This window comes from Agrobacterium vitis, assembly GCF_013337045.2.
GTDB classification, from domain to species: domain Bacteria; phylum Pseudomonadota; class Alphaproteobacteria; order Rhizobiales; family Rhizobiaceae; genus Allorhizobium; species Allorhizobium vitis_B.
This window is the reverse complement of sequence record NZ_CP118259.1, coordinates 2,207,621-2,221,152: the sequence shown is the minus strand read 5'-3', so window position 1 is coordinate 2,221,152 and position 13,532 is coordinate 2,207,621. Positions and strand designations below refer to the sequence as shown.

Sequence of the window (13,532 nt, the reverse complement as noted above, 5' to 3'; positions counted from 1 at the left end):
AATGGCGGGCAGGCTTGCGCTGGTCAAGGTGAATCTGCCCGCCCGCCTTGATCTGCTCCGATTAAGGTGAAAATTGCACCGAGAGCTTAAAAAGACGTGAGATCCTCAATGATCTGTGTAAAGGCCGGGAAAAGGCTTTTGGCAAGGGTTTTTGGCGGGCGGCGTTTGGGCGCTTTTGGCGTGGCCCATCCGCTGTTTAGGCGGTGGGTGCAAGGGCTGGTGCTCTTCACGTGGTTTTCTCTTGCATAGCCTGCGCCGAATCCCTACCTCCAAGGAATGCCGCGCCCCAATCGGGCGTCTTGTGGTGGAGCGTAAGGAACACGATCATGAGCACCGGAACAAGCCGTATCATGGATGAATTCGCCAAGTTGATGACCGATGCCGCGGGCGCCGCCCAGGGCGTGCGCAAGGAAGCGGAAACCGCCTTGCATGCCCAGGCCGAACGCTGGCTGAACAGCCTGGACGTGGTGCGCCGCGAGGAATTCGACGTGGTGCGCGAAATGGCGTTGAAGGCATTGGAAGAAAACGAAGCCCTCAAGGCCCGAATCGAGGCGCTGGAAAAGCAGACGGGCGGCAGTGCGCCTGTGACCACCGATCCGGCCCTTTAAGAGGGAAAAGCATCGGCTAGCTACGGACCGGCTGGCCATCGGCCCGATTGTCCGTAGATGGACTTGCAAATCAATAATCACGCTATCTGACGGTTGTGCTCGCGCACAGCCGTTTTTTATGTGCGCTATGGGGTCGTAGGAGCGTTCACCGGGCATTGTGGTTAATGATTGCTTACGTTTTTTTTCCACATGTGGATTGTTCCAAAAAAGGCAATTCCATGAGTCAGTTAAGCCTGTGCATCGGGGTGTTGATACACGCGCTGTCCACAGCGGTGCTCGTGAAATCGGCCGGGAGGGGCTGGTTTGGATGAGTGCCCGCTATACACTGATTTTAAATGATGATTCGAAACGAACCCGACCAGTTTCGGGCAGGGTGCCGCAAGCATTCTGGGGCTATCGGGTGTCATTCGAAGCGTATTTCCGGTCAGTGCGTTGTGGTTTGTCGATGGTGTCAGCGTGTCGTCGTCACAAGGGCATTCCCGGTTTAGAAGGTGCGGCATGAGCCTAATGGAATTTCAATTTGAACGTCAGTCCAACCCGGTCGATACGATCGAGTATGTGGCCTCCAATAATGACTGGTCTTTCGAGCGGTCCGGCGAAGATGAAATCGCCATGACTGTGGATGGCCGCTGGGCTGCCTATCACGTGTCCTTCTCCTGGATGGAGGAATGCGAGGCGCTGCATCTGGCCTGCGCCTTCGATATCAGGGTGCCGGAACCCAGGGTCAACGAGATCATCCGGCTTCTGTCGCATATCAATGGTCAGGTGCTGATGGGCCATTTCGATCTGTGGCGGCAGGAAGACGTGGTGATCTTCCGCCAGTCGCTGCTGCTGGCTGGCGGTGCCGAGCCGACCAACCAGCAGGTTGAAGTGCTGTTGTCCAGCGCGGTCGAGGCCTGCGAGACCTATTTCCAGGCGTTCCAGTTCGTCGTCTGGTCGGGGATCGATGCCAAGTCGGCCATGGATGCGGCGCTGTTCACCACGGTCGGAGAGGCCTGACCATGGCCAGTGCGCAGATCTCGGGTCCGATCGTTCTTGTCGGCGCCGGCAATATGGGCGGCGCCATGCTGTCCGGCTGGCTGAAGAACGGCGTCGATCCGTCGACGGTGATCGTCATCGATCCCGGCGCGAGTGATGCCGCCAAGGAGCGGTTTACCCAGGCTGGCGTGCGTCATCTCACGCAGGCACCGGACGATATCGTGGCTGGTCTGCTGTTTCTGGCAGTCAAGCCGCAGGTGATGGAAGCAGTGCTTGCGCCGCTCAAGTCGCTGGTGGGTGTCGATACGGTTGTGGTGTCCGTGGCTGCCGGAAAGACCCTGTCTTTCATGGAAACCCATTTGGGGGTTGCGGCCATGGTCCGCGCCATGCCCAATACGCCTGCCATGGTCGGACGTGGTGTCACCGGCGCCTATGCCAATGCTGACGTCAGCGAGGCGCAGCGGGCGCGGGTGACGGCGCTTCTAGCCGTGTCCGGGCCTGTCGAGTGGGTGGACAGTGAAAGTGATATTGACGCCGTGACCGCCGTTTCCGGCAGCGGTCCGGCCTATGTGTTTTATCTCGTCGAATGCATGGCTGAGGCAGGCCGTAAAGCCGGTCTGCCAGCGGACCTCGCCATGCGTCTCGCACGGGAAACCGTTGCGGGGGCTGGTGAAATGTTGCACCAGTCCCCGGACGATGCCGCCACGCTGCGCAAGAATGTCACCTCGCCGGGCGGCACCACCGCCGCAGCCCTTGGCGTGTTGATGGCCGAAGACGGCATGCAGCCGCTGTTCGACACGGCGATAGCCGCCGCGAAACGCCGGGCCGAGGAGCTTGCCTCTTGAGTGGCGGCGACAAGACTTCGACCGAGATCACTTACGGTGATTTCGAAAAAGTCGATATCCGGGTCGGGACGATCATTGAGGCAGAGCCTTTTCCTGAGGCCCGCAAGCCCGCTTTCAAGCTGCGGATCGATTTCGGACCTGAGATCGGCATCAAGCGATCTTCGGCGCAGATCACCGTACATTATACGCCGGAAAGCCTCGTTGGCCGCCAGGTGCTCGGCGTGGTGAATTTTCCACCGCGCCAGATCGGGCCTGTACGCTCCGAGGTTCTCACCCTTGGTTTTGAGGATGAGAGCGGGGCCATCGTGCTGGCTTCGGTAGAGCGCGGCGTGCCGAATGGGCGCAAAATGATGTAATTTGCTGTGTTCTGGCGTTCCGTAACCGGCCTACATTCTTAAACCGGAATGCGGATCGTGGCGCGCAGCCCCCCGAGCGGGCTGTCGCCAAGCGTGACATTGCCACCATGGCTGCGGGCGATATCGCGGGCAATGGCAAGGCCAAGGCCGGTGCCTGACGCATCCTGGTTGCGGGCCTCATCCAGCCGGAAAAACGGCTTGAACACATCGTCGCGGGATTGGGCGGGAATGCCGGGACCGTCATCATCGAAGACGATGGTCAGCCACTTGGCCCCGTGGCGGGCCTCGACATGCATGGTATTGGCATAGCGGCGGCCATTGGCGGCAAGGTTGCCCACCAGCCGCCAGAAGGCATTGGGGCGCACCCGGATCTGCTCGTCACCCTCGATCACATAGCTGAAGGCCTTGCCGTGCAGCCGGTAATCGGCGCTGATTTTTTCCATCATGTCCTTCAGGCTGAAGGGGCCGAAATTTTCCTCGGCCTCGCCTTTGGCAAAGGCCATATAGCCTTCCAGCATTGATTGCATGGCATCGACATCTTCATTCAGCGGTTCGAGATCGGGATTGTCGCCCGCTAACGCCAATTGTAGTTTGAACCGGGTGAGTATGGTGCGCAGATCGTGGCTGACGCCAGTCAGCATGGCGGTGCGCTGTTCCATCTGCCGCTCGATGCGCTCGCGCATCAGAATGAAGGCGAGGCCCGCCCGGCGGATTTCATCGGCGCCGCGCGGACTGAAATCCTTGGCCGGCTTCTGTCCCTTACCAAAGCTTTCGGCGGCCTCGGCCAGCGACAGGATCGGGCGGATCTGGCCGCGCAGGAACAGTGTTGCGATAACGATCAGCACCAGCGACGTCCCGAACATCCACAGCAGGAAGATATGGGTGTTGGAGGCATAGGCCTGGTTGCGCCGGGCGAAAATCCGCAGCACCTCGCCATTCAACTGGATACGGATCTCGATCAGCGGCGAATCGCCGACCGTATCGATCCAGAAGGGCCGCTTGATCTGGTTGCGCAATTCATCGCTGAGCAATTGATCGAGAATCGAAAAGAACGGCTTGGGGCGAGGGGCAGGCAATTCGCCGTTTTTCTCAAGGGAGGCGACCAGACCCAGCTTGGAATTGGCAAGTTTCAGCGTATTGGCCGCGTCCTGCGGATAGGTTTCCAGCAATTCGATCACCGTGGCGATGTCACGGGTGACGGCGGCGGACAGGCGTTGCGTCACCATCTGCCAGTGACGCTCCATGAACACGAACAGCAAGACGGTCTGGAGGATCAGCATCGGCAGGATGATGATCAGCAGCGCCCGGGCAAACAGGCCTGTCGGAAACTGGCGGCGCAGCCAGCGGCTGAACCAGCGCAGGTCGATCCATGAAATGCGCCGATATCTCAGCCGGCTGAAGGCTTGCCTGAACGTCATTGTTGTTTCCGTTTGCTGGACCGCTCTGCTGGTCCGATGCTCTAATCCCGGCTGAGGCGATAGCCGATGCCGCGCACGGTTTGCAGCCAGACCGGATTGGCCGGGTCGTCCTCGATCTTGCGGCGCAGGCGGTTGATCTGCACGTCGATGGTGCGTTCACCGACATCGGTATCCTCACCCACCAACTCATGGCGCGGAATGGTCTCTCCAGCCCGATTGGCAAACAGCAGCATGATATCCTGTTCGCGATCGGTGAGGTGAATGACCTCCGGTCCCTTTTTCAACTCCTTACGCAGGATGGAGAACGTATAGGGGCCGAACATCACCTGTTCGATCTTTGGCGTATCGGCGCTGGTGTTGCGCCGCAGGATATTGTTGATGCGCAGCACCAGTTCGCGCGGATCGAAAGGCTTGGCGAGATAGTCGTCGGCACCTGCTTCCAGCCCGGCAATTCGCGAATCGGCTTCCGTGCGGGCCGTCAGAAGAATGATCGGCGCATTGATCTCGCCGCTCAGCGATTTTGTCAGCGACAAGCCGTTTTCGCCGGGCATCATCACATCGACGATCAGCAGGTCATAAGCCAGGCCCGCCAGCTTGCGGCGGGCTTCCTGCGCTTCGGCAGCGACGGTGACGCGAAAGCCCTGCTCGGTCAGGTAGCGATGCAAGAGATCGCGGATGCGTGTATCGTCATCGACAACAAGGAGGTGTGGGGCGTCGTCGGTCAGGTCAATACGCTTCATACTGCTCAAGGCTCCTGATCTAGCGGGCTTGCCGCGCCACTCTCACTGCGCATGGCAGCCAGAAAGGTGCGAACCGCCTGTCTCTGTTCGCCGGAAAACCCTTCGAAGGCACGGGCAATCCGGCGTGATTGCGGGTCCGACAGTGCCAGCGCCAGTTCGCGCCCGGCCAGTGTCGGATAGAGCCGGCGCTGGCGTCGGTCGGCGGGGCCGGTCATCTGGCGAATATAGCCCTCGTCGATCAATTCCTTCAGCACCCGGGCGAGGCTTTGCTTGGTGATCCGCAGCAACCCCAGAAGATCGGCCACTGTCATGCCCGGCTGGCGATTGACGAAATGCACCGCGCGGTGATGGGCGCGGCCATAGCCCAGCTTGGCCAGAATTTCGTCCGGATCGGAAATGAAATCACGATAGGCGAAGAAGAAGGCCTCGATCGTTTCGAAATCGATGCTTTTATCGTCGATATGCGGCATGTCCGGCAGCTGCTTTTTCGCCGTTCTTACCGATGACGTTTTCTGCACGTGTTTCAATTCCTTGTTCTACCGGTCTTTGCGCCGCCCCGGTGTTTCGGGAAGGTCCGGCCGGTCATCTGTGGCCGATCATCTCGGGCGGCGTGGTCCATGCACTTGAAATTCGGTGCAAAACTATGACGAGTGCGATCAAAACGCTATTAAAAAAGCCGGTTTTCCAAAGATGCGCTCAACAGAGGCCGTTCCTGCCTGAGAAATATTTTCAAGGCCATGCAACCAAAGCTCCGCTCAAGGCTTTATGAGGACAATAGATGGGGAACGGGGTGGCGATTGTCGATGGAAACAGTCGCGATCCCTTCAAGGCGATGAAAATGCGTTGGCGTTTTCATGCACTGGTAGAACAAGAGGCTGACTGCAATGTCATCAAATCTCGCGTCGGACACCGCACCGGAATTCTCGTCCGACATTCCTGTCGCGCACGCCGTTGAAAACACCCTGAAGCCGGTGATGATCCTGGTTTTCACCCTGAAAATTGCCGTGGCAGCGCTTCTGGTCGGCAATGTGATGATGCCGAACCTTCATTCGGCTGAAGCCGAAATGGTCGCCGTACCCTGACCATCTTCGATGGTCTCAGACGTCGCTTGATGCGAGGTTGCTATAGGATTTTTCACATGACCTCTGTCCACTTTTCAGCCCGATGCTGTATATGGTTTGTGAAGGTCGCCATTGGTTCGCGGCACGCCGATAGTCAGAGGTTTAGGTATGGGACAGCTTCAGGCGGGGATTATTCCCGTCACGCCATTTCAGCAGAATTGCACTGTATTCTTCGATAGCGAGACAAAGGAAGGCGTGGTGGTCGATCCGGGTGGCGATGTTGAGGAAATCCTGCGCATGGTGCAGGAAAACGGCATCACCTTGAAGGAGATCTGGCTGACCCACGGCCATCTCGATCACGCCGGTGGTGCGGAAGACCTCAAGGACGCGCTCGGCATCCAGATTATCGGCCCGCATCGCGATGACAAGGTGCTGCTGGATGCACTGGAGGGGCAGAGCGCCCGCTTCAATCTTCCCATCAAGCTGCGCAATGTGACGCCCGACCGCTTTCTGGAAGAGGGCGATGTGGTCGGCTTTTCCGGTCATGAGTTCGAGGTGCTGCATTGCCCTGGCCATGCACCGGGTCATGTGGTGTTTTTCAATCGCGTCCAGAATTTCGCCCATCTGGGCGATGTGCTGTTCAACGGTTCCATTGGCCGGACAGATCTGCCGGGCGGCAATCACCAGCAATTGCTGGCTTCTATCCGCGATAAGGTCTTGCCATTGGGCGACGATGTCGGCTTCATTTGCGGCCATGGCCCCGGCAGCCGGATCGGAGACGAGCGCCGCAGCAATCCGTTTCTGAAAGGCCTTTGAAAAGGCTACAGCGCCGTGCGTTTTATAAATTGCACAAAGGACGATATAACACTTTAAATTTACTGCATAATTCCTTAAATCCACTCCAATTTAAGGAATTATGTAGCAGAAAAAACCCGGCAAAACTTGCCGGGCCGCTGGGCGAAATGAGATATGTGAACGAGGGTCTCAGCCTGCGATTTGCAGATTGACGGCCTTTGGTCCCTTGCCGCGGCGGTCCGGTTCCGTATCGAAGCTTACTTTCTGATTTTCACTCAGTCCGTTCAGACCGGAAGCCTGTACGGCGGAGATGTGGACGAAAATATCCGCACCGCCATTATCCGGCTTGATAAAGCCGAAGCCTTTGTCGTTATTGAAGAATTTTACAATGCCAGTTTCGGCCATGCGTCAGGTCCTTTTGTCTCTGTCCGGGATCGGCGGACAGCATTGCTCAATCCTGCCCGGGTCGAGGCAGGGGTCTAGGCGAGCAGGTTTAAATTGTGAGGAAAGGTCCCTGTTACCGCAGCCACAAGCTGTGAACGACGCCAGTCGTATCCCCTTATGGATGCCCGGAACTTCTGCGTCTCCGGTGCCAGTCGAAATCTAGATCTTTCCGCGCCTTTAAATTGCCCGAACCCTTGAAGAGTGCTTGGTTTGTGGGAAATTGGCAAGCAAAAGTTTTTTTACCAATCTATGATCTGGCATGGTTCAAGCCGGGGCGATTCGTGTCTTTCCGGGCCATATCTGTGCTGTTTTCGCTAAAAATTGCAAAAAGTGCATCGTGGACGATGTAATTCATCCTCAATAGGCCGGTTGCAGCGGTAAAGTTTTTCAAAGCTGTAAAATAAGGCGTGAGTTAAATTTTATTGCCTGATAGCGCGCTGTTTGCCCCATTCAGGCACGATTTCCACCGCCAGCATGGCGAGAAACATCAGGGCACAGCCGAGATAGCCAATCGGCGTCAGGGATTCATGCAGGATAATTGCACCCAGGAGCGCACCGAACAGCGCCTCCGACGACATGAAAATTGCCGCTTGCGATGAAGATGTGTAGCGCTGGGCGATGATTTGCAGGCTGAAAGCCAGTCCGCTCGACAACAGGCCACCATACAGGATCTGCGTCATCGAATTTTCGATACTGGCAAGGCTGATTGGTTCCAGGCCAATGGCGGCCAGCGTGCAGAGGAGGGCGGTGACGGCAAACTGGATGGTGGCAAGTGCATAGGGCCGTGACAGGGTCTGGATAATCCGTCCCGTCAACAGGATCTGCACCGCGAAAAACCCGGCGCACAGGATGGTCAGGCCGTCGCCGGTACTGAGTGCCGACAGGCTGCCGCCGCTGAGCAGCAGGATGCCGAGCAGGGCGGCCAGTGCCGCTGGCCAGATGATCCAATGGGGCCGGTGCCGCAGAAACACCACTGCCATGACAGGCACGATCACCACATAAAGGCCGGTGAGGAAACTGGCATTGGTGACGGTGGTGGTTTTCAGGCCAAATTGCTGGGCGGTTTGGGCGGCGAACAGCAGGATGCCGATAATGACGAACATCCTCACGTCACCCACCGACAATCTGTCGCGGCTCCGTCGGCTTTCGAGCACGGCAAAGGGCAGCAGCACGAGTGTTGCAATGCCAAACCGCAGGGCGTTGAACCAGTTGGCTTCCAGATGGTCCATGGCGGTGGATTGCGCTACGAACCCGCCGCCCCAGATAGCGGCAGCCAGAAGAAGAAGGAGATTGGCCTGAATGCGGGTCACTGAACCATCCTGATCCTGCCCTGCGGCTGGATTTGAGGCGGCGCAGGCAATTCCGTGCCTCTATCAGGCGCCCTCAACGGCTGCAAGAACAGCGATGGCTGTTTTGGACCATCCCAGGGTTGATTTTCAGATACGTCAGAAGATACGAAATATCCCTGTCGAAGAGCTCTACAGATCCTGATTGTTTTTTGGCGGCGCCCGGTTGAGCCAGACGACCAGCAGGCCAAACAGGCTGAGCAGGGCAAGAACGCGGCGGTCCGCCAATACTGAGAGATAGCCGGGGACATGCACGGAGGAGACGGTGCCAGCGACGGCTCGGTCGACACCGTTGTTGCGGGCAAGCGTATTGCTCAGCAGATCTTTCTGGGTGATCGGCAGGGCAATACTGCCTGTTTCCATCGTATCGACTGGTGTTTGATCGGTCATTGTGCTTGCCGCCACTGAGGGGGACTGTTGCCCGCTTGCGGGGGCCGCCGAAACCCATGCGGTCGGCAGTGTCAAAGCAGCCAGAGCAATCCAGGCCGCAAACATGGTTTTCCGGCCAAAATCCCAGGGTTTCGAGGGGTTATTTTCCGTCCTGTTCCGTCTCATCTCGCCGCTTCCTTCTGCCCAACCGCAGGATGATAAAAGCCGGTCGAAATCGTCGGCAAAGGGACCGAATTGCGGCACTGCACTGCAAAAATTGAGGCGATATTGTGGCGCGTTAACATTTGGCCATTCCAGCCGGTTAACGGCGCTTTTCATCGTCCTGGCCAGCATCCTCGGCGGTGGTTTTTGCGCGCTCCTGTCACCGTGACAAGAAAAGCATCGGCACTGGCCGTTTCCGCTTGATCCGGGCAGGCAGAATTGTCATACAGCTGTAACCTGAAGCCTTGGGCAAACCAAGGTTTGCAATCGATCAACAGCTTCAGGATAATTTCATGGCTTTTCTTGCCGACGCCCTTTCCCGTGTTAAGCCTTCCGCCACCATTGCCGTGTCGCAGAAAGCTCGTGAACTGAAAGCCAAAGGCCGTGACGTGATCGGCCTTGGCGCGGGCGAACCGGACTTCGACACGCCCGACAACATCAAGCAGGCCGCCATCGACGCCATCCATCGCGGCGAGACCAAGTACACGCCGATCTCGGGCATTCCGGAACTGCGCAAGGCGATTGCCGACAAGTACAAGCGCGAGAACAATCTCGACTACAAGCCGGAGCAGACGATTGTCGGCACCGGTGGCAAGCAGATCCTGTTCAACGCGTTCATGGCGACGCTGAACGCTGGTGATGAAGTGATCATCCCCACGCCTTACTGGGTCTCCTATCCGGAGATGGTGGCGCTGTGCGGCGGCACGCCTGTCTTCGTTGCCACCACGCAGGAAAATAACTTCAAGCTGACGGCGGAAGATCTCGAAAAGGCGATCACACCGAAGACCAAGTGGTTCCTGTTCAACTCGCCGTCCAACCCGTCGGGTGCTGCCTATACTGAGGCCGAGCTGAAGGCTCTGACCGACGTGCTGCTGCGCCACGAGCAGGTCTGGGTGCTGACCGACGACATGTACGAGCATCTGGTCTATGGTGACTTCAAATTCACCACGCCAGCGGAAGTCGAGCCGAAGCTCTATGACCGCACATTGACCATGAACGGCGTTTCCAAGGCCTATGCCATGACCGGCTGGCGTATCGGCTATGCCGCAGGCCCGCTGCCGCTGATCAAGGCGATGGACATGATCCAGGGTCAGCAGACCTCGGGCGCTTGCTCCATCGCGCAGTGGGCGGCTGTGGAAGCGTTGAACGGCACCCAGGACTTCATTCCGGAAAACAAGAAGATCTTCGAAGGCCGCCGCGATCTGGTGGTTTCGATGCTCAACCAGGCCAAGGGCATCGTATGCCCGTCGCCGGAAGGGGCTTTCTATGTCTATCCGTCCTGCGCAGGGCTGATGGGCAAGACCGCGCCGTCGGGCAAGGTTCTGGAAAGCGATGAGGATTTCGTCACCGAACTGCTGGAAACAGAAGGCGTGGCTGTGGTGCATGGCAGCGCCTTCGGCCTTGGCCCGAATTTCCGCATTTCCTACGCGACCTCGGAAGCCCTGTTGGAAGAAGCCTGCAAGCGCATCCAGCGCTTCTGCGCGGCCTGCAAATAAGCTTCATCGTAACATCAAAAATAATAGGGCGGGATGGTAATACCATCCCGCCCTTTTCTATTGATCCATAGGCAGCACCGATCAGGCATTCTGCATTTGCTTGCCTGCCGGGACGGGGGCTGGAACCGGCTTTGGCTGCGGCGCCGGAGCAAAATGGATGTCGCGTTCGCGGTAGAGTGCTGGCAGTGCCAGAAGCGAGACACAGAACACGGCAATCGCGGTTTTCGTCAGTTCCGAGAACGGCCCAATCCGCCCATCCATATAACGCACCGCAAACACCACCAACACATGCCAGAGATAGACATGCAGCGAGTGACGGCCCAGCAATTGCAGGAAGCTGAGGCTGAAGACACTGTTGACCACGCTTGCAATCTTGCGCACGACAGCGCTGTCATATTTCGGACCGGCAATCAGCAGCCAGGCAACCAGGCTGGCCATGGCGGCGAAATTCAGCAGATAGACGGGGCCGAAATCGGCACGCACTTCCATCGTTCCAAATTTTTGCAGCACGACGTCAGGCATCAACCCATGGGCGGTCATGATCCTGAGTGGAAGGAAGAAGATGAGAATGGCAAGGGCCGTCTTGGGGATCAGCGTCTTTTCCGGGCTGAAGACCTTGCTCCACTCGATGTTGCCCGTCGCGGTCAAGCTGCCGGCAATCAGGCCGCCGAAAAACACGATCTGCCAGCCCAGCAGGTTGAAGCTGGCGCGAATGCCTTCCTTTTCGGCAGCGCCCAGCCAGGCATCGAGCGGATAGGTGATCAGACGGTGCAGACCAAGCTGGCCCGCCATCCACACGACCAATGAGCCGATGGCGACGCTTGCCCAGCGTCCGGTAATGCACAGCCAGATCAAGACAGGCGCAAACACCATGTAGATGATATATTGCGGCAGTATATCCATATAGGTCGGCTGGAACAGGAATGTGGCGATTGAGGCGAGGCGCAACGGATCGCTGAGCGACACTTCGCCAAGCCAGTCATGCCAGATTCCAGCGGCTCCCGGCAACACGAACCGGGCCAGCAGGACCAGCAGAATAATGCCCATGGCGTAGCGATAAAGCTCCAGCGCTCGTGCCCAGATCCGCTCGCGTCCCGCTTCATAGCCGCTTTTCAGCATCTTGCGGCCATAGACCATGCCGACCAGCAGACCGGACATGAACACGAAGCCCTGTGCGTCCTCAACAAATGTCAGGTTGCGGTGATTGACCTCTACCAGCAGATAGCCGCCCGTGAAGATCAGGTGGTTCAACATCATGAATACAAGGAAATATCCCCGCATTCCGTCTAGGACATCTAATCTTTTCAAGGTCCCGGCTCCCGGTTCGCGTCCTGCCCAGCAGGTCGGTTTTTGCCCTTCATCGTGGTGACAATGCGGCGGACCGGGTAACGACCCGATCACATAACCGCAACGAGTGTTTGCAAGAAAGGTTCCTGCATCAAAATCTTGTGACTGGATTTTGACCGGAAACCGCTGAGATCAAAGCCCCAGAGCAGACAGCATGATGAAGGTGGCAAACAGGATGAAATGGGTCATGCCCTCGATGGCATTGGTCTCGCCATCGTTGAGGTTGATGGCCGCCGCAACAAGGGTGATCAGCACCATCACCGTCTGTACCGGGGTCATCGCCATGATGAACGGCTGGCCGGTGTAAAGGGCGATGGCCTCCATGACCGGAACCGTCAGGATGACGGTCGACAGCGATGCCCCCATGGCGATGTTGACGGTGGCTTGCATTCGGTTGCGCAAAGCCGCCTTCAGGGCGGTCATGATTTCTGGAGCAGCCGAGATGGTGGCAACGACGATGGCCATGATGGTTGGCGGCGCGCCGGTATCGCGCAGGCCCTCGGTCATCAGGGCGGACATGAATTCAGCGAGAACTCCGATCAGCACCACGCCAAACAGGATGACGGCGATGGAGGAGGCGATGCTTCCGTCTTCTTCGTCATGGGACAAGGCCTCCTGTGGTGCTTGCTGTTGTTCTGTAGCACTTTTGGTGGCGGCGACTTCGATAGATGGCGCCTTTGCTGTCGTGGCTGCCTTGGGCGCGGCGCGGCCGGTATAGCTATAGCTGAAGAAATAGCTGTGCTGGCCGACCTGCATGCGCAAGAACAGCCCATAAAGCGCCAGCATGGCAAAGATGGTGAAGCTGGAATAATAGGTCCATTTGTCGACGGGGATGAATTCCGGCACGATCATCGAGATGCCCATGGCCGTCAGGATCATCACGCCATAGGTCTTGCCACTATCATCATTATAGGGCTGTTCGCCGTGTTTCAGCCCGCCCAGCAAGGCGGCAAGGCCCAGAATGCCGTTGATATCCAGCATCACAGCCGAATAGATCGTGTCGCGCACCAGGGTGGGCGAGCTTTCGCCCTGCATCATGATGGCAAGGATCAGCACTTCCACGGCCACGGCTGACAAGGTGAGGATCATTGTGCCATAGGGGTCGCCAACCCGGCGGGCGAGGATTTCCGCGTGATGCGCGACCCGGATCGAGGCCACCAATATGCCGCCAATCAGCACTGCCGCAGCGATCAGGCTGATGGTTGGTCCCGCCTCGATCAGCGAATGTTCGAGGAAGAACACGGCTATCGCCAATGCGATGGGGATCAGCAGGGACTTTTCCCGGAGCAAAACTGTCACGTCTCTTTATCCTTTGAAACCGCAGCGCGGCATTTGTCATTCTAGTAAGGTATTTGAGCAAGCAAAGGCCATTCAGGGGGCATGGATTTCAGTAAAGCGATTCGCCGTTGCGGTGCGTCCATTCTCTTTCGCACCTGCAACGTGCTGAGGCAATTTGCAGTTCCCTCGTCAAGATGCGATAGTTACACGAACGGCATTGAAAATGGCC

The 13,532-nt window shown here is 57.8% G+C and carries 15 protein-coding genes; 7 read left to right on the top strand and 8 right to left on the bottom strand.

Translation table 11 applies throughout. From position 1 onward, the window contains the following. Window positions 1-326: 326 nt before the first annotated feature. The 4 genes from G6L01_RS10755 to G6L01_RS10740 all read left to right on the top strand — a co-directional run bounded on the left by G6L01_RS10755 (window position 327) and on the right by G6L01_RS10740 (window position 2,787). Window positions 327-608, top strand: coding sequence for an accessory factor UbiK family protein (locus G6L01_RS10755; RefSeq protein ID WP_081344002.1), 282 nt, complete (start codon window positions 327-329; stop codon window positions 606-608). Between the two features lie 498 nt (window positions 609-1,106). Further along, window positions 1,107-1,607, top strand: coding sequence for a type III secretion system chaperone family protein (locus tag G6L01_RS10750; protein ID WP_070164214.1), 501 nt, complete (start codon window positions 1,107-1,109; stop codon window positions 1,605-1,607). Window positions 1,608-1,609: 2 nt separating this feature from the next. Further along, on the top strand, window positions 1,610-2,431 hold the full coding sequence (proC, locus tag G6L01_RS10745; RefSeq protein WP_070164215.1) for a pyrroline-5-carboxylate reductase: 822 nt from the start codon (window positions 1,610-1,612) through the stop codon (window positions 2,429-2,431). After that, the gene (locus G6L01_RS10740) at window positions 2,428-2,787 is read left to right on the top strand and encodes a tRNA-binding protein (RefSeq protein WP_070148888.1); all 360 of its coding nucleotides are present in this window, start codon (window positions 2,428-2,430) and stop codon (window positions 2,785-2,787) included. The genes proC and G6L01_RS10740 overlap by 4 nt, the downstream gene beginning before the upstream one ends. Before the next feature lie 38 nt (window positions 2,788-2,825). Here the strand turns inward: G6L01_RS10740 and G6L01_RS10735 are convergent, their stop codons facing one another. Genes G6L01_RS10735 through G6L01_RS10725 form a run of 3 tightly spaced genes read right to left on the bottom strand, consistent with a single transcriptional unit; the run spans window position 2,826 to window position 5,415 of the window. Continuing rightward, window positions 2,826-4,205 carry a sensor histidine kinase gene (locus G6L01_RS10735; RefSeq protein WP_139190092.1) on the bottom strand — a complete coding sequence of 460 codons (1,380 nt, stop codon included), beginning with the start codon at window positions 4,203-4,205 and terminating at the stop codon, window positions 2,826-2,828. A 41-nt stretch (window positions 4,206-4,246) separates the two neighbouring features. After that, window positions 4,247-4,945 carry a response regulator gene (locus tag G6L01_RS10730; RefSeq protein WP_070164216.1) on the bottom strand — a complete coding sequence of 233 codons (699 nt, stop codon included), beginning with the start codon at window positions 4,943-4,945 and terminating at the stop codon, window positions 4,247-4,249. A gap of 5 nt (window positions 4,946-4,950) precedes the next feature. Beyond that, a complete protein-coding gene (locus tag G6L01_RS10725; RefSeq protein ID WP_139190097.1) occupies window positions 4,951-5,415 on the bottom strand; it encodes a MarR family winged helix-turn-helix transcriptional regulator in 465 nt (154 codons plus the stop codon). Window positions 5,416-5,829: 414 nt separating this feature from the next. On the opposite strand from G6L01_RS10725, the gene G6L01_RS10720 reads away from it, so the two are divergent. Both G6L01_RS10720 and G6L01_RS10715 read left to right on the top strand, forming a co-directional pair. Beyond that, a complete protein-coding gene (locus tag G6L01_RS10720; protein ID WP_070164218.1) occupies window positions 5,830-6,027 on the top strand; it encodes a hypothetical protein in 198 nt (65 codons plus the stop codon). A gap of 147 nt (window positions 6,028-6,174) precedes the next feature. Beyond that, window positions 6,175-6,822, top strand: a complete 648-nt coding sequence (locus tag G6L01_RS10715) for an MBL fold metallo-hydrolase (protein WP_070164219.1) — start codon at window positions 6,175-6,177, stop codon at window positions 6,820-6,822. Between the two features lie 168 nt (window positions 6,823-6,990). Here the strand turns inward: G6L01_RS10715 and G6L01_RS10710 are convergent, their stop codons facing one another. From G6L01_RS10710 to G6L01_RS10700, 3 genes are all read right to left on the bottom strand, one after another. Next, on the bottom strand, window positions 6,991-7,206 hold the full coding sequence (locus tag G6L01_RS10710; RefSeq protein ID WP_015916682.1) for a cold-shock protein: 216 nt from the start codon (window positions 7,204-7,206) through the stop codon (window positions 6,991-6,993). A gap of 458 nt (window positions 7,207-7,664) precedes the next feature. Further along, window positions 7,665-8,555, bottom strand: a complete 891-nt coding sequence (locus G6L01_RS10705; RefSeq protein WP_070164220.1) for a DMT family transporter — start codon at window positions 8,553-8,555, stop codon at window positions 7,665-7,667. 168 nt (window positions 8,556-8,723) lie between these two features. Next, on the bottom strand, window positions 8,724-9,146 hold the full coding sequence (locus tag G6L01_RS10700; protein ID WP_139190093.1) for a hypothetical protein: 423 nt from the start codon (window positions 9,144-9,146) through the stop codon (window positions 8,724-8,726). A 329-nt stretch (window positions 9,147-9,475) separates the two neighbouring features. Here G6L01_RS10700 and G6L01_RS10695 point away from each other — a divergent pair, with 329 nt between their 5' ends. After that, a complete protein-coding gene (locus tag G6L01_RS10695; RefSeq protein WP_070164268.1) occupies window positions 9,476-10,678 on the top strand; it encodes a pyridoxal phosphate-dependent aminotransferase in 1,203 nt (400 codons plus the stop codon). A gap of 81 nt (window positions 10,679-10,759) precedes the next feature. On the opposite strand, the gene G6L01_RS10690 is transcribed toward G6L01_RS10695, so the two are convergent. Both G6L01_RS10690 and G6L01_RS10685 read right to left on the bottom strand, forming a co-directional pair. Then, entirely contained in the window at window positions 10,760-11,986 is a 1,227-nt protein-coding gene (locus G6L01_RS10690; protein WP_081344004.1) for an OpgC family protein, read from the bottom strand. A 171-nt stretch (window positions 11,987-12,157) separates the two neighbouring features. After that, window positions 12,158-13,315, bottom strand: coding sequence for a calcium:cation antiporter (locus tag G6L01_RS10685; protein WP_156584713.1), 1,158 nt, complete (start codon window positions 13,313-13,315; stop codon window positions 12,158-12,160). Window positions 13,316-13,532: the final 217 nt, after the last annotated feature.

Coding starts and splice junctions, on each gene's coding strand:
- G6L01_RS10755 (WP_081344002.1), top strand. CDS start 327: ATGAGCACCGGAACAAGCCGTATCATGGATGAATTCGCCAAGTTGATG.
- G6L01_RS10750 (WP_070164214.1), top strand. CDS start 1,107: ATGAGCCTAATGGAATTTCAATTTGAACGTCAGTCCAACCCGGTCGAT.
- proC (WP_070164215.1), top strand. CDS start 1,610: ATGGCCAGTGCGCAGATCTCGGGTCCGATCGTTCTTGTCGGCGCCGGC.
- G6L01_RS10735 (WP_139190092.1), bottom strand. CDS start 4,205: ATGACGTTCAGGCAAGCCTTCAGCCGGCTGAGATATCGGCGCATTTCA.
- G6L01_RS10730 (WP_070164216.1), bottom strand. CDS start 4,945: ATGAAGCGTATTGACCTGACCGACGACGCCCCACACCTCCTTGTTGTC.
- G6L01_RS10725 (WP_139190097.1), bottom strand. CDS start 5,415: ATGCCGCATATCGACGATAAAAGCATCGATTTCGAAACGATCGAGGCC.
- G6L01_RS10720 (WP_070164218.1), top strand. CDS start 5,830: ATGTCATCAAATCTCGCGTCGGACACCGCACCGGAATTCTCGTCCGAC.
- G6L01_RS10715 (WP_070164219.1), top strand. CDS start 6,175: ATGGGACAGCTTCAGGCGGGGATTATTCCCGTCACGCCATTTCAGCAG.
- G6L01_RS10710 (WP_015916682.1), bottom strand. CDS start 7,206: ATGGCCGAAACTGGCATTGTAAAATTCTTCAATAACGACAAAGGCTTC.
- G6L01_RS10700 (WP_139190093.1), bottom strand. CDS start 9,146: ATGAGACGGAACAGGACGGAAAATAACCCCTCGAAACCCTGGGATTTT.
- G6L01_RS10695 (WP_070164268.1), top strand. CDS start 9,476: ATGGCTTTTCTTGCCGACGCCCTTTCCCGTGTTAAGCCTTCCGCCACC.